15 protein-coding genes and 1 tRNA gene are annotated in these 21068 nt (G+C 67.3%); 7 read left to right on the top strand and 9 right to left on the bottom strand.

Features of this window, described 5'->3' with window-relative positions:
- Positions 1-161 precede the first annotated feature (161 nt).
- Positions 162-1457 (bottom strand): serine hydroxymethyltransferase, encoded by a 1296-nt coding sequence (glyA, locus tag MWU77_RS03010; RefSeq protein WP_169687715.1) that lies wholly within the window; start codon positions 1455-1457, stop codon positions 162-164.
- Positions 1458-1551: 94 nt separating this feature from the next.
- The gene (locus MWU77_RS03005; RefSeq protein ID WP_247272897.1) at positions 1552-2754 is read right to left on the bottom strand and encodes a DUF885 domain-containing protein; all 1203 of its coding nucleotides are present in this window, start codon (positions 2752-2754) and stop codon (positions 1552-1554) included.
- Positions 2755-2929: 175 nt separating this feature from the next.
- On the opposite strand from MWU77_RS03005, the gene coaA reads away from it, so the two are divergent.
- A complete protein-coding gene (gene coaA, locus MWU77_RS03000) occupies positions 2930-3862 on the top strand; it encodes a type I pantothenate kinase (protein WP_169687717.1) in 933 nt (310 codons plus the stop codon).
- 9 nt (positions 3863-3871) lie between these two features.
- Here the strand turns inward: coaA and MWU77_RS02995 are convergent, their stop codons facing one another.
- The gene (locus MWU77_RS02995; RefSeq protein WP_169687718.1) at positions 3872-4639 is read right to left on the bottom strand and encodes an isoprenyl transferase; all 768 of its coding nucleotides are present in this window, start codon (positions 4637-4639) and stop codon (positions 3872-3874) included.
- Positions 4640-4796: 157 nt separating this feature from the next.
- Here MWU77_RS02995 and MWU77_RS02990 point away from each other — a divergent pair, with 157 nt between their 5' ends.
- Complete coding sequence (locus MWU77_RS02990; protein WP_169687719.1) at positions 4797-5462, top strand: hemolysin III family protein; 666 nt, start codon at positions 4797-4799, stop codon at positions 5460-5462.
- 65 nt (positions 5463-5527) lie between these two features.
- Positions 5528-6442 carry a mechanosensitive ion channel family protein gene (locus MWU77_RS02985; RefSeq protein WP_169687720.1) on the top strand — a complete coding sequence of 305 codons (915 nt, stop codon included), beginning with the start codon at positions 5528-5530 and terminating at the stop codon, positions 6440-6442.
- Between the two features lie 32 nt (positions 6443-6474).
- Here the strand turns inward: MWU77_RS02985 and nrfD are convergent, their stop codons facing one another.
- The 4 genes from nrfD to selD form a co-directional block, all read right to left on the bottom strand.
- The gene (gene nrfD / locus MWU77_RS02980) at positions 6475-7494 is read right to left on the bottom strand and encodes an NrfD/PsrC family molybdoenzyme membrane anchor subunit (protein ID WP_169687721.1); all 1020 of its coding nucleotides are present in this window, start codon (positions 7492-7494) and stop codon (positions 6475-6477) included.
- On the bottom strand, positions 7491-8405 hold the full coding sequence (locus MWU77_RS02975; protein WP_169687722.1) for a 4Fe-4S dicluster domain-containing protein: 915 nt from the start codon (positions 8403-8405) through the stop codon (positions 7491-7493). Before MWU77_RS02975 ends, nrfD begins: the two co-directional genes overlap by 4 nt.
- A complete protein-coding gene (gene fdh, locus MWU77_RS02970) occupies positions 8402-11728 on the bottom strand; it encodes a formate dehydrogenase (protein WP_247272896.1) in 3327 nt (1108 codons plus the stop codon). The genes MWU77_RS02975 and fdh overlap by 4 nt, the downstream gene beginning before the upstream one ends.
- Positions 11729-11838: 110 nt before the next feature.
- Entirely contained in the window at positions 11839-12858 is a 1020-nt protein-coding gene (gene selD, locus MWU77_RS02965) for a selenide, water dikinase SelD (protein ID WP_169687725.1), read from the bottom strand.
- A 57-nt stretch (positions 12859-12915) separates the two neighbouring features.
- On the opposite strand from selD, the gene MWU77_RS02960 reads away from it, so the two are divergent.
- From MWU77_RS02960 to selB, 3 genes are all read left to right on the top strand, one after another.
- Positions 12916-13007 (top strand) — tRNA-Sec (locus MWU77_RS02960).
- 35 nt (positions 13008-13042) lie between these two features.
- On the top strand, positions 13043-14347 hold the full coding sequence (selA, locus tag MWU77_RS02955; RefSeq protein WP_247272895.1) for an L-seryl-tRNA(Sec) selenium transferase: 1305 nt from the start codon (positions 13043-13045) through the stop codon (positions 14345-14347).
- Complete coding sequence (gene selB, locus MWU77_RS02950; protein ID WP_247272894.1) at positions 14347-16089, top strand: selenocysteine-specific translation elongation factor; 1743 nt, start codon at positions 14347-14349, stop codon at positions 16087-16089. The genes selA and selB overlap by 1 nt, the downstream gene beginning before the upstream one ends.
- A gap of 52 nt (positions 16090-16141) precedes the next feature.
- Here selB and MWU77_RS02945 read toward each other — a convergent pair whose 3' ends face one another.
- Entirely contained in the window at positions 16142-18226 is a 2085-nt protein-coding gene (locus MWU77_RS02945; protein ID WP_247272893.1) for an ABC transporter permease, read from the bottom strand.
- Positions 18227-18370: 144 nt separating this feature from the next.
- Here MWU77_RS02945 and MWU77_RS02940 point away from each other — a divergent pair, with 144 nt between their 5' ends.
- Positions 18371-19033, top strand: coding sequence for a TetR/AcrR family transcriptional regulator (locus MWU77_RS02940; RefSeq protein ID WP_169687729.1), 663 nt, complete (start codon positions 18371-18373; stop codon positions 19031-19033).
- A 24-nt stretch (positions 19034-19057) separates the two neighbouring features.
- Here MWU77_RS02940 and MWU77_RS02935 read toward each other — a convergent pair whose 3' ends face one another.
- On the bottom strand, positions 19058-21049 hold the full coding sequence (locus tag MWU77_RS02935) for a thioredoxin domain-containing protein (RefSeq protein ID WP_169687730.1): 1992 nt from the start codon (positions 21047-21049) through the stop codon (positions 19058-19060).
- Positions 21050-21068 lie beyond the last annotated feature (19 nt).

Below are 21068 nucleotides of genomic sequence, written 5' to 3'. Positions count from 1 at the left end.
CCGGCCACAACGGAGCATAGGCTACCCTAATCCGACGGTGGAGTGGTCGTCGACACTCACAGCCTCAGCGAGATACGAGATGAGCCCGTTCCGCACCGAATTCGGTGCGGAACGGGCTCACGAGAAGAGCGGATCGCGACCGGGAACCCGGCCTGCGAAACTCAGATCAAGGGCCAATCCTCCAGGCCCTCGTACAGCGGGATGTCCTGCGCCAGCTTGCTCACGCGAGCACGCAGCGCATCGAGATCGGCGCCACCGATGAGAGTCTGCGCGATGACGTCGGCGACCTCGGTGAACTGCTCGTCGCCGAAGCCGCGGGTCGCGAGCGCCGGGGTACCGATGCGCAGGCCCGAGGTGGTCATCGGCGGGCGCGGATCGAACGGCACTGCATTGCGGTTTACGGTGATACCGACCTCGTGCAGCGCGTCCTCACCCTGCTGTCCGTCGAGCTGCGAGTTGCGCAGGTCGACGAGAACCAGGTGGACGTCGGTGCCGCCGGTCAGGACCGAGATGCCCTTGTCGGCCACATCGGCCTGCGACAGCCGCTCGGCCAGGATGCGAGCACCCGACAACGTGCGCTGCTGACGGTCCTTGAACTCCTCACCCGCGGCGATCTTCAGCGCCACGGCCTTCGCGGCGATCGCGTGCATGAGCGGACCGCCCTGCTGGCCGGGGAAGACCGCCGAGTTGAGCTTCTTGGCCCAGTCCTTCTTGGCGAGGATCAGGCCGGAGCGGGGGCCACCGAGGGTCTTGTGCACGGTGGTGGACACGACGTCGGCGTACGGCACGGGCGACGGGTGCAGACCCGCAGCAACCAGGCCTGCGAAGTGAGCCATGTCGACCCACAGGTAGGCGCCGACCTCATCGGCGATCGCGCGGAACGCCGCGAAATCCTCGTGCCGCGGGTACGCCGACCAGCCGGCGACGATGACCTTCGGCTTCTCGCGAAGCGCGATGTCGCGGACCTCGTCCATGTCGATGCGGTGATCATCTTTGCTGACACCGTAGGACGCGACGTCGTACAACTTGCCGGAGAAGTTGAGCTTCATGCCGTGCGTGAGGTGACCACCGTGCGCGAGATCGAGACCGAGGAGCTTCTCCCCCGGCGTCATGAGCGCCATCAGCACCGCGGCGTTGGCCTGCGCACCCGAGTGCGGCTGGACGTTCGCGAACTCGGCGCCGAACAGTTCCTTCGCGCGGTTGCGGGCGAGGTCCTCGATGACGTCGACGTGCTCGCAACCACCGTAGTAGCGGCGACCGGGGTAGCCCTCGGCGTACTTGTTGGTCAGGACACTGCCCTGGGCCTGCAGAACCGCACGCGGCACGAAGTTCTCCGACGCGATCATCTCGAGGGTGTCGCGCTGACGAGACAACTCACCGGCCATCGCCTGTGCGACCTCCGGATCGAGATCGGCGAGTGAAGCGGTGTTGACGTCAGTGCCGGGCACAGTTGTCATCGAGGATTCTCCAAGCTGAGGGCGGCAAGATACGACGTCCAGTCTACGAACCGCGCCTCCATTCGAGGAACCCGGTCCCCGCAGGTGACCGGGCTCACCGCAGCGAACTCGGCACGAGCGGCTCGTCGAGCAGGCGCTGGAAGCGTTCGGAACGCGCGTCGCCGACCGGAACCTGAGCGAGCCAACCCCCGAGCAGCCGGTAGCCCTCCACGTAGGTGCTGATGTAGGCGCGCCACAGCGGCGACGACAGGAACCGCAACGATTGCCGCGCGCGTTCCGGACTCGACAGCGACCAGCGTTGAAGGAACCCGGCGACATCGTCGTGACTGCGCCCGCGGTCGTGCAGCAGCAGTGCGGCATCCTGACGCACCGAAAGCAACCCGGCGGATGCCTGTCCCAGCTGCTCTGCGAGTTCCCCGTCGAATCGGAGTCCGAGATCCGCGTAGATCTCCTGCGCCCAGAGCCCCCACCCCGGCCCGACGATCGCCTCGAGCGCGAGGTCGGCGAGCCCCTCGGCCATGAGGCACTGCGGGGTGTTGACGAGGAACAACGTCTGCTCACCTTGCCCGCCCGCGACGAGGCCCGCCTCCTTCCTGCAGTGTTCGGTGTGATGCCCGGGGTAGGCCTCGTGCGCGATCAGCCTCGGCAGATTCGACATCTGCTGCTCGAGGTCGGAGTTGATCGCGACCCGCGACCGGTAGTCGCCGAGGTAGTAGTTGAACCCGGACCACGGCTTGTCGCCGACCACCTCGTATTCGACGTGCTCGGTCTCGGGCAGCGGGTAGACCGCGCGGACCCTGTCGCGCAGCGCACTCGAAAAAGCCTCGACACATTCGGCCAGCCGGTCGGCGGGAATCACCTCGGTCTTGCGATGCGCCTGCAGCCGTTCGGCCAGCGACATTCCACTACCTCCGCCCGCCGGCAGGAGCGCGTCGAGACGACGATGTGCGTCGCGGTAGTCGTCTTCGTTTCCGGGCTCGATGTGCACATCGAAATAGGCCTCGACCTCGTCGACGAATCCGATGTCGTCGCCTGCGAACTTGCGGGCGGAGCAGTCCAGTGCCCGCAGGTGGGCGTCGAGAAACCGGGTCCGCTCGTCGGAGAGTCCCGCAGCCGGAAGCTCGCGGCGGAGCCGTTGCGCGGTGTGTGATAGATCACGAGGCGCTGGCGGCGGCGCGTTCTCCGTTCGGTGTCGCAACTCCGGGTCGCCGGTGTAGGCGTCGACGAATCCCTCTTCGAGACGGTCGAAAGCCAGCCCCAACAGCAGGTATTCCCGTACGAATGCGTCCGATCCCATACCCGGCAACACTAGTCGCTCCCCCGGCGGCACAACGCGCGGTTCCGCCACGCGCGGGGACCCCGACGACGCATCATCCTGTGTCAGCGAGCACAATCCCCTCCATGGACACGCAGCGCCACGACCCACGCAGGGGCCGCATCGACCGAATGTGCGTCATCGGGGGGACGTACCGATGGCGCGTTTGAGCGAACCCAGCCCGTACGTCGAGTTCGACCGCAAGCAGTGGCGAACACTGCGTAAGTCCACACCGCTCGTGCTCACCGAGGACGAACTCGTAGGGCTACGCGGGCTTGGTGAGCAGATCGACCTCGCCGAGGTGGCCGAGGTGTACCTGCCCCTCGCTCGCCTGATCCACCTCCAGGTCGCAGCGCGACAACGCCTGTTCGCAGCGACCGCAACCTTCCTCGGGGAGAAGCATCCCGACCGCCAGGTGCCGTTCGTGATCGGTGTCGCGGGCTCGGTTGCCGTGGGCAAATCCACCACCGCGCGCGTACTTCAAGCCCTGCTGGCGCGATGGGAGCATCATCCCCGCGTCGATCTGGTGACCACCGACGGTTTCCTGTATCCGTCGAAGGAACTGATCCGCCGGAACATCATGCATCGGAAGGGCTTCCCGGAAAGCTACGACCGGCGCAAGCTGCTGCGCTTCGTCACCGAGGTCAAGTCGGGGGCCGAAGAGGTTGCAGCCCCGCTCTATTCACACATCTCGTACGACGTCGTCCCGGGCCAGTACCATGTGGTCCGGCAGCCGGACATCCTCATCATCGAGGGCCTCAACGTCCTGCAGACCGGACCCCGCCTGATGGTGTCCGACCTGTTCGATTTCTCCATCTACGTCGATGCCCGCATCGAGGACATCGAGAAGTGGTATGTAGACAGGTTTCTCGCCCTGCGGAAGACGTCGTTCTCGAATCCCGACGCACATTTCCACCACTACGCGGGACTGTCCGATCGTGATGCGATGAGCGCCGCGAAAGAGCTCTGGCACTCGATCAACCTGCCGAATCTGGTGGAGAACATCCTGCCGACCCGGCCGCGCGCGACTCTCGTACTCCGCAAGGACACCAACCACTCCATCAACAGGCTGCGGCTGCGAAAGATCTGACCGGCCCGGTCAGACCCCGAAACGACGATGCCGGGCCGCGAAGTCGCGGAGGGCGCGAAGGAAGTCGACTCGCCGGAACTCGGGCCAGTATGCCTCGGTGAACCAGATCTCCGAGTACGCGCTCTGCCACAGCAGGAAGCCCGAGAGGCGCTGCTCACCGGAGGTGCGGATCACGAGATCCGGATCGGGCTGCCCCGAGGTGTAGAGGTGGCTGCCGACGCCTTCGACGGTGACCGCGTCGATCAACTCGTCGGCCGAGAGCCCTTCTGCCCGCTTCTTGCGCAGCAGCGCCTGCACAGCGTCGACGATCTCCTGCCGGCCGCCGTATCCGACGGCGACGTTGACGTGTGTGCCGGTACGGCCCGCGGTCCCGGCCGCGGCTTCACGCAACCGGGTCGCGTGATCGTCCGGAAGCAGTTCGGGAGTGCCGACGATCTTGACGCTCCAGTTCTGGTCCGGCGCCGAGATCTCCTCGACGACGTCGGCGATGATCTCTAGGAGGGCGTCGAGCTCCTCGGGGTCGCGACGGAGGTTCTCGGTGGACAGCAGATAGATCGTCGCGGTTTCGATACCCGCGGCGTCGCACCAGCTCAGCAATTCGGCGATCTTGCGGGCACCCATGCGGTGACCGTGCGCGACGTCCGTGAACCCGTTCTCTCGTGCCCATCGGCGGTTCCCGTCGCACATCACCGCGACGTGTCGCGGTTGGCGAGCTCCTTCGAGCTCTCTGAGCAATCGCCGTTCGTAGAGCCCGTACAGCACGCCGCTGAGCCTCACCGCGTCATCACCACGTGAGTCACATTACGCCCACGAGTTGTCGCGGTTGCGACGGTGGGCAACAACACTCGCGCGCTCCTCCCCCGCCCCGGTAGCGTGACATCCATTGAACCTACGCAACCGTAGGTTACTGTCCGGTCGGGAAGGATCCACCCAGATGACGGCCTTCGGAATCGACGAGCTGCCCGTCAAACCTCGCATGCGCGGGTGGATCCACCTGTGGGCATTCGGGGCCGCGGTGATCGCGGGCATCGTTCTGGTGTACGCCGCCACGATGATGCATCCCACCGCGACGTGGCCGACCCTGATCTACAGCATCACGGTGTGCGGCCTCTTCGGAATCAGTGCCCTCTACCACCGCGTCCACTGGCACAACCCCCGGCACAGAATGTGGATGAAGCGAGCCGACCATTCGATGATCTTCGTCTTCATCGCAGGCAGCTACACCCCGTTCGCGACCCTCGCTTTGCCACCCGAGACCGGGCGGACACTTCTGACGATCGTCTGGGCGGGCGCAGCGGGTGGCGTCGCACTGAAGATGCTGTGGCCGACCGCACCGCGATGGGTGGGCGTGCCCCTCTATCTCCTACTCGGATGGGCGATCGTTCCCGTCGCCGGCGACCTCGTATCCGAAGTGGGCGTCGCCCCGATGGTCCTGCTCGTCGTGGGCGGACTGTTCTACAGCGCCGGAGCGATTCTGTACGCGACGAAATGGCCCGACCCGTGGCCCTCGACGTTCGGGCACCATGAGTTCTTCCACGCCGCTACCGTCATCGCGGCGGCGTGTCACGCAGTTGCGGTCTGGCTCGTCGTGTTCACCTGAATCGTTCGATCGGACTCATCACACCCTGCAGCACCAATGGTCACGATTCGGTAACCTCGCGTGCAATGTCTATCTCGCTTCTCGCCTTCGAATTGACCGACACGAATCGCGAGTGGCTGATCCACAAGCCACTCGCGATCGTCAGCTACATCGTTGTCGCAGTGGTGCTCAGATATGTGCTGCACAAACTGATCGACCGCATGACGCTGCCCCGCGATCCCGCCCGGCCACCCAAGCGGTCGATCCTGCGCCCCCTGCAGGATCGCGCGGGCAAGCCCCTCGGCGATCCGGCCGCACGCGAGCGACGCGCTCAGCGCGCCCAGACCATCGGATCCGTTTTCAAATCCGGCGTGTCCATCATCGTGCTGGGATGGGTCGTGTTGCAGACCCTCGACAGGCTCGGCTTCAACGTCGCACCGTTCATCGCCTCGGCCGGTATCGCCGGTGTCGCGCTCGGTTTCGGCGCTCAGAACCTGGTCCGGGATTTCATCTCCGGCATGTTCATGCTGCTCGAGGACCAATACGGAGTGGGTGACGTGGTCGATGTGGGAGATGCCATCGGCACGGTCGAATCCGTCGGACTCCGGGTGACGACGATCCGCGACATCGACGGGACACTGTGGTACTGCCGCAACGGGGAGATTCTGCGAGTCGGCAACATGAGCCAGGGTCACGCGGTCGCGGTCGTCGATGTGCCGATCGCCCCCACGGCGAACGTCGACCGCGCGCAACAGGTCGCATTCCGTGCGGTGATCGAAACGGCCGACCGCGACGACATCGCACCCTACGTTCTGGAAAAACCCGAACTGCTCGGCGTGAACTCGGTCACCGCCGGCGCGGTCACCCTCCGCATGACCGTGCGGGTGCGAGCCGGCAAGCAGTGGGCGGTCCGCCGCGCCCTGACCGGCGCGGTACTCGAGTCGTTCGATTCGAACGGAATCGAGTCGCCGTCGCTGATGCTCGCGCCGGTCGCGACGTAGCCGGGCTGCGGGCACCTCGGTGACGGCCGTCCTCAACCCCGGTAGCGCACCGGCTCCCCGCGATCGACCCGTTCACGCTGCGGAACGACGGTGTACTTCGGGTCTTTCGCCGAGGCGATACCCGCCTCGTAGACGCCGAGGCGAGTGCACAGCGAGCCCGCCATGAGTGCGGCACCGGACACCATCGACAACACTCGGCTGCGACGCCCGGCGAATGCTCCGATGGCACCCAGCGCCGTCAGGGCCTTGCTGACCCTCATGAACTGTCCGGTCCTGCCCCGATGAAGTGTCTCGGCGGGCAGACCCATCGATTGTTCCATCCGATGTTCTGTTGCGAGCTCGACGAACGCGCCGCCGACTGCGAACGCGCGCGCAGGACCGGCCTCGTCGACGGGCGCGCCCAGGAGACCGAGACCGCCGGACGCCGCGGCAGCCGACCCACAGAACACGAAGGGAAGCTCCTTGTAGGCCGAATGCCAGGCCGGGGTGGCGGTGTCGGAGAGCAGCACTCCCGTGTAGGAAGCCACCGGTGCTGCGGTCAGGGCCCCCGCAATCCCGGCGGGCCGACCGAGGGCGAGCAGTAGCCGGACCGGACCCCGCTTCCAGCCGTCGGGCAACATTCCGGCCACTTCCGCCGCCGCGGCGATACCCGCGAACGGACCGTGCAGAGACAGGATCCAGGTACCGACCGACATCGGCGACGTCGGCTTCACGACCCGCAGCATGTTGAGGAAACGGCTCGGCCTGCCCAGGTCGCGAACGAGGGCGCCGACACTGACGAGCAGGGACACGAGCGACCCCAACCGGGCGACGCGACGCAGTGCAGGGCGACCGGTCAGGTCCGCGCCCGCGGCGAGCAGAGAAGATCCGGCCGCCACGCCACCGGTGAACAGGTAGACAGCGATGTCGTGCTCCCACGGCGCGGGCTTCACGATGGGGCGCCCGTAATAGGACTCGAAGTCGGCTTCCGGCACCATCACCCGGTCGCCGCCCCGAGCGCCACCCGACCGATGGGGATTGCCCGGACTGCCGCCGTGCTGCACCTGGGTCATCCGCGCCTCCTCAGGAACGACACGGCAGCACCCGCCAGCATCGCGACCGCCGCGACGGCGGCCCGACCCCACATCTCCGGTAGGTCCTTGGTGGTCACCACCGGGTCCGGAGGCAGTCCGTAGACCTCCGGCTCGTCGAGCAGCAGGAAGAAGGCGCCGGTTCCGCCGACCCCATCCTCCGGATCGTTGCCGTAGAGACGTGCCTCCGATACCCCCCGCTCGTGCAACAACGCCAGTCGCTCGTCGGCCCGCGCACGCAACTCCTCGACGTCGCCGAACTGGATCGACTCGGTGGGGCAGGCCTGCGCACACGAGGGTGTCTGGCCGTCGGTGAGCCGGTCGTAGCAGAGCGTGCACTTCTGGGCGATTCCGACCTTCGGGTCGTCCTCCGGTCCCTTGCGACGGTCGATGACACCGTACGGACAGGCGGCCACGCAGTAGCCGCAGCCGTTGCAGATCTCGTCCTGCACGACCACGGTGCCGAACTCGCTTCGGAACAGGGAACCGGTGGGGCAGACGTCGAGACAGGCCGCGTGGGTGCAGTGCTTGCACACGTCCGAGGACATCAGCCACTGGAAGTCGGGTTTCTCCTCATCCGGCCGATCACTCGGTGCCGCACCGACGGAGGGCATGCCCAACGACACCGCGGCCGGCTTCTCCACCGGGCGTTCGATGAAGGCGACGTGCCGCCACTGATTGGCGTTGAGCGAGTGGCTGTTGTCGTAGGAGGTGCCCAGCATCTGAAACAGGTTCTCGGGGACGTCGTTCCATTCCTTGCATGCGACCTCGCAGGCCTTGCATCCGATGCACACGCTCGTGTCGGTGAAGAAGCCCTTCCGTGGCGGCGAATCCTCGTACCCGGCATCGGGTGCCGGGTCGAGCGGTCCGAAGAGACTGTTGCGGCCGATCACTCGTCGTCCTCCTCCTCTTGGGTACCTGTGTCTTCCGAGGCGGTGACAATGTCGTCCGAGACGGTGACGATGGGTGGGTACTCGGCGTCGGTTACCCCGGCCCTGCTCGTGTACTCCTCGACGTACTGTCGCATCGCCGCTCCGGTCGGGCGCCGTCCTGGCTGGACATCGCACGTACCGACCTTGGATTCTTGAATGAGCACGTTCGGGTCGAGCGTGATGCCGAACAGGTCGTTGGCGGAATCACCCTTGACCAGGCCGCCGCTGCCCCAGTGGTAGGGCATCCAGACCTGGTGGACGGTACGTCCTTCGACCTTCAGCGGCCGCAGTCGCTCCGTCACCAGTACCCGGCCCTCGACCACCGAACGTGCGGTGACGACGTGGCACCACCCCATGTGCTCGAGGCCACGCTCGGCTGCCAGTGCAGGCGAGACCTCTACGAACATCTCCGGTTGAAGCTCGGCGAGATGTTCGAGGTACCGGCTCATCCCGCCCGCGGTGTGGTGCTCGGTGAGCCGGCTGGTCGTGAACACGAACGGGAAGACGTCGACGTGCTCCTCGGGCGGGGCGGGGTTCATCGGGTTGTCGTCGCGGCGGTACTCGACGCGCGTCGGGTTGGCCTGCTGCCCGTAGAGCTGGTTCCGGAACGGCGACTCCACAGGTTCGTAGTGGGTCGGCATCGGGCCGTCGACCAGTCCCTGCGGTGCGTAGAGGGCGCCCTTGCCGTCGCCCTGCATGATGAACGGATCGATTCCCTCGATCGCCTCGACACCGTCGGCACCCGCCGGCGCGCGGTAGCTCGGCGGCTTGGTCTTCTCGAAGTCGGGCACGTCCTCGCCGGTCCACTGTTGCGCGTCGGCGTCCCACCACACATAGGCCTTGCGTTCGCTCCACGGTCTGCCCTCGGGATCGGCGGACGCCCGGTTGTAGAGGATGCGACGGTTCATCGGCCACGCCCAACCCCACTCCGGAGCCACGAACGACTGCTCGTGACGGGACTTGCGGCGGTTGGCCTGGTTGACGCCGTCGGCATAGACACCGGTGTAGATCCAGCAGCCACCCAGGGTGGAGCCGTCGTCCTTCATCTCGGTGAACGACGACAGCGGCCGGCGCGTCGCCACGTCGTAGCCGTTGATCTCCATCAGCACGGCTTCGGCGCTGGGCTCGTCGTGCTCGCCGTGCACTGGATAATCCCATGCCAGGTCGAGCAGCGGCCGGTCGCGCTCGTCGGTCGACTCGGCCAGACGCTCCCGCATCATGCGGCCGAGGTGGTAGAAGAACCACAGTTCCGAACGGCAGTCCTCCGGCGGCTCGACGGCCTTCTCCCGCCATTGCAGCATCCGCTGGGTCTGCGTGAAGCTGCCCTCCTTCTCCGCGTAGGAGGCGGCCGGGAAGAGGAACACCTCGGTAGCGCATTCCTCGGTCACGATCTCCCCGGTCTCGACCTCGGGGGATTCCTTCCAGAAGTTGGCGCTCTCGATCTCGAAGAGGTCGCGCACCACGAGCCAGTCGAGATTCGCCATCCCCAGCCGCTGGGCCCGCCCGTGAGCGGATCCCACGGCGGGGTTCTGACCGAGGAGGAAATAGCCCTTGACCTTTCCGTCGATCATGTCGAGCACGGAGCGGTAGGTGCCGTGATCGCCGGTGATCTTCGGCATGTAGTCGAAGCAGTAGTCGTTGTCGGCGGTCGCCGCGTCGCCCCAGTAGGCCTTGAGCAGGTTCACCGCGTAGGCGTCGGCCTTCGACCAGAAACCCTTGCTGCCCGGGTTGCGCACGCTGTCGACCCAGTCCGTGAACGAATGGTGCTTGTTCGCGTCGGGCATCGGCAGGTAGCCGGGCAACAGGTTGAACAGTGTCGGAATGTCGGTCGAGCCCTGGATACTGGCGTGACCACGCAGCGCCATGATGCCTCCGCCGGGGCGGCCCATGTTGCCGAGCAGCAACTGCAGGATCGCGCCGGTGCGGATGTACTGCACGCCCACACTGTGCTGGGTCCAGCCCACGCTGTAGACGAGCGCCGTCGTCCGCTCCCGGCCGGAGTTCTCGGTCCACGCGCGGCAGACGTCGAGGAAGTCCTCCTGCGAGACGCCGCACACCTGCTCGACGACCTCGGGCGTATAGCGCGCGAAGTGTCGCTTGAGCACCTGGTACACGCAACGCGGATGCTGCAGGGTCTCGTCGCGCTTCGGGTGACCCGAGATCTGGATGCCGTGCGCCTCGTGTTGCATACCCGCGGCGGTGGCCCGGTGCTTGGCGTGGTCCCCGGAGTTCTCGGCCTGGGAGTCGTGCAGATCTCCCGGCTCGTCCTCGACGTCGTATTGCCAGCTCGTCGGATCGTAGGTACGCGTCTCGGGGTCGAAGCCCGAGAAGAGCCCGTCGAGGTCGTCGGTGTCCTCGAACTTGTCGCTGACGAGCATCGCCGCGTTGGTGTAGTTGACGACGTATTCGCGGAAGTCCAGCTCGTTGCTCAAGACATAGTTGATGACGCCACCGAGGAAGGCGATGTCGCTGCCGACCCGGATGGGCACATGCTTGTCCGCCACTGCGCTGGTGCGTGTGAAGCGCGGATCGACGTGGATGATGCGGGCACCGCGCATCTGGGCCTCCACGACCCACTGGAAGCCCACGGGGTGGGCCTCGGCCATGTTGGAGCCCTGAATGACGATGCAGTCAGCGTTGGCCAGGTCGGCTGTGTAGCCGGTGGCGCCGCCGCGCCCGAAGCTGGTCCCCAGACCGGGGACGGTGGCGGAGTGTCATATGCGGGCCTGATTCTCGACCTGGATCGCCCCCATCGCCGTGAACAGCTTCTTGATGAGGTAGTTCTCCTCGTTGTCCAGCGTCGCACCGCCGAGGCTTGCGATGCCCATCGTGCGTCGGACGCGGCGACCCTTCTCGTCGAGTTCCTGCCAGGTGTCGCGCCGGGTCTGCAACACACGGTCGACGACCATCTCCATGGCCGTGTCCAGGTCGAGGTCTTCCCATTCGGTGCCGTAGGGCCGGCGGTAGCGGACCTTGGTCTCACGCAGCTCGCTGGTGACGAGATTCTTGCTCGCCGAACCCTTCGGACAGAGCCGTCCACGGTTCACCGGGCTGTCGGGATTGCCCTCGATCTGGACGATCTTCTCGTCCTTGACGAAGATGTTCTGTCCGCAGCCGACTGCGCAATAGGGGCACACGCTGTGCGCCACCCGATCGGCGGTAGAGGTGCGTGGTTCGACCTCGTCGGTGCGCCGGGATCGAGCTGCCTTGCCACGTCCGAGCAGATCTCGGCCGAGAAGCTGGCGCAGGACGGGCCACGGAAGAGACGCGCCGTTCTCTGCCATGGGACCTCCTCCGCTGCACTGTTGATCACGAATCCTATCGGCCGAGTGGGTTCCGCGCCGAGGAACCGCGTTCGATGCAGGTCGGCCGGGATGTCCCCTCGCGCGAGCCGTCAGCGCACCCGGATCGCGTGCGCGCCGGCCGGAACCACCTCGCCGATCACCGGGTGGCCCGGCAGCTCCCCGACGACCAGAAGACCGCCGGACGTCTGCGCGTCGGCGAGCAGGATCAGCTCGTCCTCGCCCAACTCGGAATCCACCTCGTCACGGACCCACTCGAGATTCCGGCGGCTCCCGCCCGGTACGAACCCCTCCGCGAGGGATTCCCTTGCCCCCGCGACATACGGCACGTTCGAGGCGTCGAGCACCGCAGTCGTGCCGCTGGCACGCATCATCTTCATCAGGTGTCCCAGCAAGCCGAAACCCGTCACGTCGGTGGCGGCACGGACCCCGGCCGCATGGGCGAGTTGCGCCGCGTCGCGGTTGAGAGTCGTCATCACCGCGACCGCTTCCTCGAACCGCTCGCCGGTGGCCTTGTGGCGGTTGTTGAGGATGCCGAGTCCGAGCGGTTTGGTCAGGGTGAGCGGCAGGCCCGGCGCGGCAGCATCATTGCGCAGCAGGCGGTCCGGGTCGCCCAGCCCGGTGACCGCGAGCCCGTACTTCGGCTCCCGATCGTCGATGCTGTGCCCGCCGGCGAGATGAGCACCGGCCTCGGCACACGCGTCGGCACCGCCCCGCATCACCTCGGCGGCCAGCTCGAAGGGAATGAGTTCCCGCGGCCAGCCGAGCAGGTTCACCGCGACGATCGGCGTGCCTCCCATCGCATAGACGTCGGACATGGCGTTGGTGGCGGCGATTCGTCCCCAGTCGTAGGGGTCGTCGACGACCGGGGTGAAGAAGTCGGCGGTCACGATCAGCGCTCGGCCGCTGCCGTCGGGTGCCGCGTCGATCCGGACCGCCGCACCGTCGTCTCCGTTTTCGACACCGACCAGCAGGTCGCCTCCGGCACGGCCGCCCTGCAGACCACCGAGCACCCGCTCGAGCTCACCCGGCGGAACCTTGCAAGCGCAGCCACCGCCCGCTGCGTACTGGGTGAGTCTGATGCCCTCGGGAAGGTGGACGTGTGTGGTCATGGGCCCAACATACGGGCGAGCCGTAACACGGGACTCGACTTCGGTTAGGGTGAGCGCGGAGGCGGTTCTCGTCTGGTGATGGACGCGGTCTTCAAAACCGTTGTGGCCCAGTATCTGGGTCAGGCGGGTTCGATTCCCGTCCGCCTCCGCCGGATTTCAGGTCAGCCGTGGGATGAGGAGGGGCGTGCCGGACCCGAGACGGGGCACCCCCCGCACCGACCAGATCCTCGCGGACCCGCGACTGCGTGAAGCCGTCGACCGGCTCGGCACCCGCCTGGTCAAGCAGACGGTGACCGCGGCCCAGCAGCGGTGCCGCGCCGGCGAGATCGAACCGGCCGCCGTCGCCGACGAAGCGGTCGCATCGTTGCCCGACGGGGCGACCACCCTGCGCCGCGTCGTCAACGCGACCGGGGTGGTGGTGCACACCAATCTCGGCCGCGCCCCGCTCTCCCGCGCGGCGGTGGACGCCGTGACCGCGGCGGCAGGCGCGACCGATGTCGAACTGGACCTGGCCACGGGTCGGCGCGGCCGGCGCGGGCGTGGCGCCCTCCAGGCCCTCGCAGAGCAGGTGCCCGACGCCGGAGGCGTCCACGTGGTGAACAACGGCGCAGCCGCGCTCGCACTGGTCGCCCGGGTGCTTGCGCGCGGTGGCCGCTCGATCGTGATCGCGCGGGGCGAGCTGGTCGAGATCGGCGACGGCTTCCGGATCCCGGAACTGCTGGAGTCCGTGGGCGCCAGGTTGCGGGAGGTCGGTACCACCAACCGGGTGCGTCTGAGCGACTATGCCGCGGCGGTCGACGACGACACCGCCTTCGTTCTCAAGGTGCATCCGTCGAACTTCACGGTCAGCGGCTTCACGTCGTCGGTGCCGGTCCGGGAGCTGGCGGGGTTGGGCCTGCCGGTGGTGGTCGACATCGGGTCGGGGCTGCTGGCCCCACATCCGCGTCTGCCGAACGAGCCGGACGCCGCCAGTGCGCTGCGCGCCGGAGCCGAACTCGTGACCGCCTCGGGCGACAAGTTGCTCGGAGGTCCGCAGGCCGGACTGCTGCTCGGCGAGTCGGGGCTGGTGGAACGGCTTCGACGCGACCCGTTCGCTCGTGCACTTCGCGTCGACAAGCTCACCCTGGCTGCGCTGGAGGCGACACTGACGGGGCCGACCCCTCCGGTGCCGGCCGCGCTGGCCGCCCGGCCGGACGATCTCCGTGCCCGGGCGCGGACGATCTGCGCCGCGCTCCCGGCCGAGTTGAATCCGGAGGTGTTCGACTCCGACGGTGTTGTGGGAGGCGGCGGTGCCCCGGACGTCATCCTGCCCAGCGTCGCGATCGCCCTGCCCGAACGCCTCGCCGGCCCATTGCGACTCGGCGCGAAACCTGTCGTCGGACGAGTCGAGCGCGCCCGGCTGTTGCTCGACCTGCTGACGGTCGCTCCCGACGAGGACGACGACCTGATCGACGCCGTCAGGTGCGCGGCCGGCCACGAAGAACGCTGATGCACGTCATCGCGACCGCCGGCCACGTCGATCACGGAAAGTCCACGCTGGTCGAAGCGCTCACCGGCGCCGACCCCGATCGGCTCGTCGAGGAACGGCGGCGAGGGCTGACCATCGAGCTCGGCTACTGCTGGACGTCCTGGCCGGACGTAGGGGAGGTCGCCTTCGTCGACGTCCCCGGACACGAGCGCTTCCTGACGACGATGCTCGCCGGAGTGGGACCGGTCCCGGCGGTGTTGTTCGTGGTGGCCGCCGACGACCCGTGGATGCCGCAAGCGGCCGAACACCTCGCCGCGCTGGACGCTCTCGGTGTGCGGCACGCCGTCATCGCGGTAACCCGCGCCGATCTCACTGATCCGGGTCCCGCTGCCGCGCAGGCCACCGCGGAGATTGCCCGCACGGGTTTGGCGGGGGCTCGCGTCGTCGCCGTGAGCGGCCACACTGGGATGGGGCTCGACGACCTTCGCTCAGCTTTGGTGACGATGGTCGCCGAGCTGCCCGATCCGGACCCGGACGCCGACGTCCGGCTCTGGGTCGACCGCCGGTTCACCGTGCGAGGAGCGGGGACCGTCGTCACCGGGACGCTGCCCGCCGGGACGGTCCGCGTCGGAGACACACTCGCCGTCGGCGACACGCCTGTGCGGGTGCGCGGTGTCCAGGCGCTCGGTAGCGACGAGACAGCAGTGAGCGGCGTGGCCAGGGTCGCGCTCAATCTGAGCGGCCGGGTCGACGACGTGGTCCGGGGCAGTGTGCTCGTGACACCCGGCGCATGGCACCACACCTCCGTCGTGGACGTGCGGATCACCGGAACGGACCGGCCTCCGGTCGCTCCGGTGCTGCATATCGGGGCGGTGGATGTCGCAGTCCGGTGCCGCCCTCTCGGGGACGATCTCGTCAGGCTCACCCTCGACCGGGCGCTGCCTCTCCGCATCGGCGACCGCGCCCTGCTTCGCGACCCCGGACGCCGGATGATCTGGCGTGCCGACGTGCTCGATCCCGACCCGCCACGCCTCCGGCGACGCGGTGCCGCGGCACGCCGGGCCCGGCAGCTCGCGGGCGCAGACGGCACTGCGAGGCTGGCGGACGAACTCGCCCGCCGCGGACTCCTGCACCGAGAGCAGCTGCGTCGATTGGGCATCCCCGAGGAGGCCGGCGACCACCTGGCCATAGGACCGTGGCTCGTCGCACCCGCCCTCGCAAGAGCGGTCGCCGATCGGCTGCCCGCACTCGTCCAGCAGCATGCTCACGCGCATCCGCTGGATCCGGCCGTCCCGCTGACCGTTCTGGCGTCACAGCTGCGACTTCCTACTTCCGATGTGGTCCGGGCGCTGGTACGCCCACCCCTCCGCGTGGTCGGGGGCCGGGTCGCCGGACCTGCAACAGAGGTACTGCCGAGCAAGGTCCGGACGGCCGTCGACGTGGTACGCCGCGATCTCCTCGCGGCGCCGTTCGTCGCCCCGACAGCCGACCGGCTCCGCGAGCTCGGCCTGGACGACCGGGCTCTGGGAGCGGCCGACCGCAGCGGGCAACTGTGGCGGGTCGGCCCGGGGATCGTCCTGCTTCCCGACGCCGCCGACGCAGCCGTGACACTGCTTCGGGAGCTGGAGCAGCCGTTCACGACCAGTGCCGCGCGGGAGCGGCTGGGGACGACCCGACGTGTGGTGCTGCCGTTGCTCGATCAGCTCGACCGTGCAGGCCGCACACGGCGGCTCGCCGACGACCGTCGCGAGGTGGCCCGATAAGAGCCGAAACCCGCTGACCGGACCAGCACAGCGAATCGACGGGTGCGGGACGCTAGACCTCGGCCTCCTGCACGGGCTTACCAGCGCGAACCAGGTCGACCGCGATCACGCATACGAGCGAGACGACACCCCAGATCACGAACGTCACCAGGTGGCCGCCGACGTTGTCCGCACCGAAGTACATGATCGACCGGACCGACTCCACCGCCGCGGGCATCGGCAGGACGTCGTGCAGCACCCGGAAGATCTCCGGGCTCATGAAGATCGACATTGCGCCGTTCGACGCGGGCACACCCAGGAACATCAGGACTGCGACTGCCGGGACCACGGCGAGCATGCCGAACAACCTCGTGAGGAACGTGGCGAACATCGACGTCGTGAAGATCGCCAGCACTCCGGTACCAAACAGTTGCAGGAAGTGCCCGTCGACGGCGCCGGTGAGCGGAGCAGCAATCACCCACACGACCAGCGACATGAACACCGAGAAGCCTGCGGCGATCGGCAGCAGCGTCTTGAGCCGCATGGCCGCCGGAGCGGCACTGTTGCCCACGACGGCGAGCATGAAGCCCGACATGATCCAGCCCATCGCGACGTACATCGCGACCGTGCCCATGGTGTCGGACCCCGGCAGCGGGGCGATGTCCTCGATCGTCAGCGGGACCTGCTGGCCTGCGGCCACCTGCTCGAACGTCATCGACACGACCTGCTGCTGGCTCATCCCTGCCGACTGGTTCGCGATCAACGTCGCGGTGGGCGAATCGGCCGACGGCAGCACGTATGCCGCGACGACGCTGCGATCCTGCACGGCGGCACGCGCTTCGTCTACGGATGCCGACGCGGTGAACTCGAAGAGGCCGTCCATGTTCTGTTCGAGGCCTGCGACCGCCTGCTCTGCCACATCCTCGGTAGCGGCCACTACTGTCACGGGCATCTCACGGGGTGCCGGCTGGTACATCGCACCGAGCATGATCGAGAACATCATGACGACCATGGCGAGCGGGAAGGCTGCGAGCGTCACGTACCGGACCCAATTGCGTTGCGGGCGCGGTCCTGCAGTGAGTGAGGCGACCGTGATCTCAGGGTCGCCGGCATCCGGATTCCGCTTGCGTTTGATCGCGTCGATCCCGAATACCGCAGCGAGCGCAAGAATTGCACCGATCACCATCACGAGAATGTGAGAACCGAGCCCGACGCCGTCGAAATACAGGACGGAGCGGAGCGCTTCGCCGGTGGCCGCGGTGGGCAGGAACGAGTGCAAGTTCACGTACATCGAGGGCAGCGTGTAGATCGACATGCCCATGTTGGATGCGGGCACACCGAGCACCATGACGAAGAGCATGCCGACGAGCACCGCCATCGGACCGAAGATCCGGGTGAGGAAGAACTGCACCGACCCCACCGCGAACACTGCGAGCCAGGAGATTCCGAGAACCGCTGCGGTGTGCCCCTCGACGGCGCCGAGCACCGGATCGGCGACGAACCACACGAGGGCGGCAATCAGCGCGGACCAGCCGGCCAGCAGAGGGATCGCGCGTCGCTTTCGGAGCAGCTCGGGCGAGTTCGACAGCGTGATGCTCCACGGCATGTACCCGGCGAGCATCAGACCGGTCGCCATGAACATCGCCGCCAGACCGGCGGTGTCGTGGTCGGGCAGCGGTGCCAGGTCCTCGGTGACGAGGTCGAGACCCTGGCCGATCACGTGGGGAGCCACCAGGCCGGTGACCGTGGACGACTGGGATGCTCCTGCCGCTCCGGCGGTGTACAGCGTGGCGGAGCCGGTGTCCGACAACGAGACGGCGCCTGCAACTTCACGGTCGAAAACAAGATCGCGGGCCTGTTCGTCGCTCGTAACGATGCGCACGTCGACGGCATCGGGGTCGGCATCCTCGAGCGACCGAGCGAACTGTTCCACCTGCTGGCTCGTACCGGCAACGGCGATGGGCATGTTGTTCGGAGCCGGGGCGTGCATCGCGAAGAGGTACCCGGTGATCATCATCCCGACCATCAGGAAGGGCATGACGAAGATCGCGACTACACGTCCGATCTGTTCTTTGCGTGCACGAGCAAGGTCGGCTTCTGCAGCCTCGTCATCGCCCGGCGGACCGCTGACAGATTGCTCGAGGAAGGTTGTGGACATCTGCAATACTCCTCGAATAATTACGTTGAGTGACTTAAAAATGCTACGCTAGGTGTCTTAAATCCCCCAAGCTGCAAGACTGGTGACGTTCGTCCCACATACCGCGGGGACCATCGATCGACACAGGAAGTGACGGAAGCGGACATGGGCAGCTACGGCGATCGAGTTCGGCAGACCCTGCTCGACTCCGCTGAAGAACTCTTCGCCGAACACGGCATCGACGCAGTGTCGAACCGGCGCATCGCGGAACACGCAGGCAACTCCAACCACTCCGCAGTCAACTACCACTTCGGCGGACGCGACGAACTCATCCGCGCCATGCTGCATCGGTTCTCCGAAGACACCCACGCCCGACGACGCGAGCTCGTCTCGATGCTCGCCCCGGAATCCGGCCTACGAGATCTCTTGAGCTGCCTGATCGTTCCGTTCACCGACCAGCTCGCATCGATGCCTGTCCCAGGTTGGCGTGCAAGATTCCTCCGCCAGATGCGAAGCGTTCCGTCGGTCACCGAGACCGTGGCCGGCGCCATCACGGCCGATCCGGTCGTGGACGATCTCATCCAGCGCGTGCGTGCGCTACTCACCGAGATCCCGCCTTCGGTCCTCACCGGCCGATCCTGGATTCTCGGTCGCATCGTCACCGATCTCTGTGCCGACTACGAGGCGCGCCTCGAGTCCGAGAAGACCCCGCCCAACTGGACTGGCTTCGCCAATTTCCTCATCGACGCGTGCGCGGGACTACTCGAGGCACCGGTGACCAGTGAGGGCGATTTCCTCGGAGCACGCAGCTCTCTGGTGTGGCCCTAGCGTCTGGTGCTGCCGCGAACCCGGTCAGCGGGCCAGCGCTTCGCGTAACGCGGACACCGAACCGACCGGCCGGTCACACACGAACCCTCGGCAGACATAGGCGGCGGGCTCTCCGTCGACGAGGGGGCGGTCGCGCAGAAGTGGAGACGAGTCCGGCTCGCCGCCGACCACGATCGATCCACCCGGGGCCTCCCGTCGCGCGGCCCGGAGCAGCTCACCCTCGCCGGCCACTGCCACCTGGATCGGACCACGCACCGCGGCCTCGGCGACAGTGAGCCAATGTCCGGCCGAGCGCGGAGCGCGGTCGAGCAGCAGCGACGCATCACTCAACGACGCGTGTGCGGCCTCCGCGTAGCGGTCCCCGTCGTCGACCACCGCGGCCAGGGAAAGCATCGCCTCGGTGATCAGCGAGGCACCGGACGGTGTCGCGCCGTCGACGGGATCGCGCGGCCGCGTCACGAGCTGTTGGGCGTCGTGAGCGGTATCGAACCAGCTGCCCGGCCTGTCCGGATCGGCGAAGTAGGTCAGCGCGGCGTCGGCCGACTGCCGGGCAGGGTCGAGCCACCGCACCTCACCGGTGGCCTGATACAACGCGAGAAGAGCGGTGATCAAGGCGCCGTGGTCTTCGAGCACACCGGCGGGCGCTCCCACCGACCCGCCGAGCGATGCGCGCCGGAGGCGGCCGTCGACCAGATGCAGATTCAGTAGCCCACGCGCACAGTCTGCGGCAGCGTCCACCCAGTCCGGCCTTCCCAACGCAAGGCCCGCCTCGACGAGACCGGTGATCGCCAAGGCGTTCCATGCGGTGACCACCTTGTCGTCGCGACCCGGCTGCGGCCTGACCGACCGCGCCCTGAACAGACGCACACGAACCGAATCCGTACGAACCTGATCGTCCGGATCGGCAGGTAGCTGCAGGACTGACGTCCCGGCTTCGAACATCCCGGTGTCGGTGACGGCGAACACTTCCGCTGCCCACGCTCCGTCCTCGTCGCCGAGAACGTCGACAAGTTGCTGCGGCGTCCACACATAGGTCAGGCCTTCGACGCCGTCGGTATCGGCGTCGAGGGCGGACGCGAAACACCCCTCTTCGGTACGGAGATCGCGGAGCAGGAAGCCGGCGATGCCCTTCGTGACACGGCGCGGCAGAGCCGCATCGGTGATCCGAGCCAGGTGCGCATACACGCGCAGAAGCATCGCGTTGTCGTAGAGCATTTTCTCGAAATGCGGCACGACCCAACCGGTATCGACGCTGTAGCGGGCGAATCCGCCGCCGAGCTGGTCGTGGATGCCTCCGCGCGCCATGGCTTCGGCGGTGCGTTCGACGAGCCGCAGCGTCGCTGCGTCCCTCGTGCGTTCGTATCCGCGGAGCAAGCCCTCCAACAGGTTCGACGGCGGGAACTTCGGTGCACCACCGAAACCGCCGTGAACCTTGTCCTCGTCCGACGCGACCGTCGCCGCAGCCGCGTCGAGAAGCTCCGGGCCGACCATCCGGGTGCCCGGCGGCAGCCCGCCACTACTGCGCTGGAGTTCGGCAACGATCGCCGCAGCAGCCTTCGCAACGTCGTCGCGGCGGTTTCGCCACGTGTCAGTGATCGCACCGAGCAACTGGACGAACGACGGCATCCCACCCCGCGGCATTTTCGGGTAGTAGGTGCCGCAGTAGAACGGCTCCCCGCCGGGGGTGAGGAAGCAGGTCATGGGCCATCCACCCTGCCCCGTCATCGCAACCGTTGCGTTCATGTACACCGCGTCGATGTCGGGACGTTCCTCCCGATCGACCTTGATGCACACGAAATGCTCGTTCATCAGCGCAGCGGTGTGGTCGTCCTCGAACGACTCGTGCGCCATGACGTGACACCAGTGACACGCGGCGTAGCCGACGGACAGAAGGATCGGCACATCCCGGTCGCGGGCCTCGGCGAGCGCGTCGCCGCCCCATTCCTGCCAGTGCACGGGATTGTCCGCGTGCTGACGGAGGTATGGGCTGAGAGACTCGGCAAGCCTGTTCGCCATCCCCTCACGCTACGTGCGA

Source organism: Rhodococcus sp. F64268 (genome assembly GCF_023015605.1).
GTDB lineage: Bacteria > Actinomycetota > Actinomycetes > Mycobacteriales > Mycobacteriaceae > Rhodococcus.
This window is presented reverse-complemented; position numbering and strand designations above follow the sequence as displayed.

Bases quoted from the DNA above. Each gene is read 5' to 3' on its own strand.
- glyA (WP_169687715.1), bottom strand. From the start codon at position 1,457: ATGACAACTGTGCCCGGCACTGACGTCAACACCGCTTCACTCGCCGAT.
- MWU77_RS03005 (WP_247272897.1), bottom strand. From the start codon at position 2,754: ATGGGATCGGACGCATTCGTACGGGAATACCTGCTGTTGGGGCTGGCT.
- coaA (WP_169687717.1), top strand. From the start codon at position 2,930: ATGGCGCGTTTGAGCGAACCCAGCCCGTACGTCGAGTTCGACCGCAAG.
- MWU77_RS02990 (WP_169687719.1), top strand. From the start codon at position 4,797: ATGACGGCCTTCGGAATCGACGAGCTGCCCGTCAAACCTCGCATGCGC.
- MWU77_RS02985 (WP_169687720.1), top strand. From the start codon at position 5,528: ATGTCTATCTCGCTTCTCGCCTTCGAATTGACCGACACGAATCGCGAG.
- nrfD (WP_169687721.1), bottom strand. From the start codon at position 7,494: ATGACCCAGGTGCAGCACGGCGGCAGTCCGGGCAATCCCCATCGGTCG.
- selD (WP_169687725.1), bottom strand. From the start codon at position 12,858: ATGACCACACACGTCCACCTTCCCGAGGGCATCAGACTCACCCAGTAC.
- selB (WP_247272894.1), top strand. From the start codon at position 14,347: ATGCACGTCATCGCGACCGCCGGCCACGTCGATCACGGAAAGTCCACG.
- MWU77_RS02945 (WP_247272893.1), bottom strand. From the start codon at position 18,226: ATGTCCACAACCTTCCTCGAGCAATCTGTCAGCGGTCCGCCGGGCGAT.
- MWU77_RS02940 (WP_169687729.1), top strand. From the start codon at position 18,371: ATGGGCAGCTACGGCGATCGAGTTCGGCAGACCCTGCTCGACTCCGCT.
- MWU77_RS02935 (WP_169687730.1), bottom strand. From the start codon at position 21,049: ATGGCGAACAGGCTTGCCGAGTCTCTCAGCCCATACCTCCGTCAGCAC.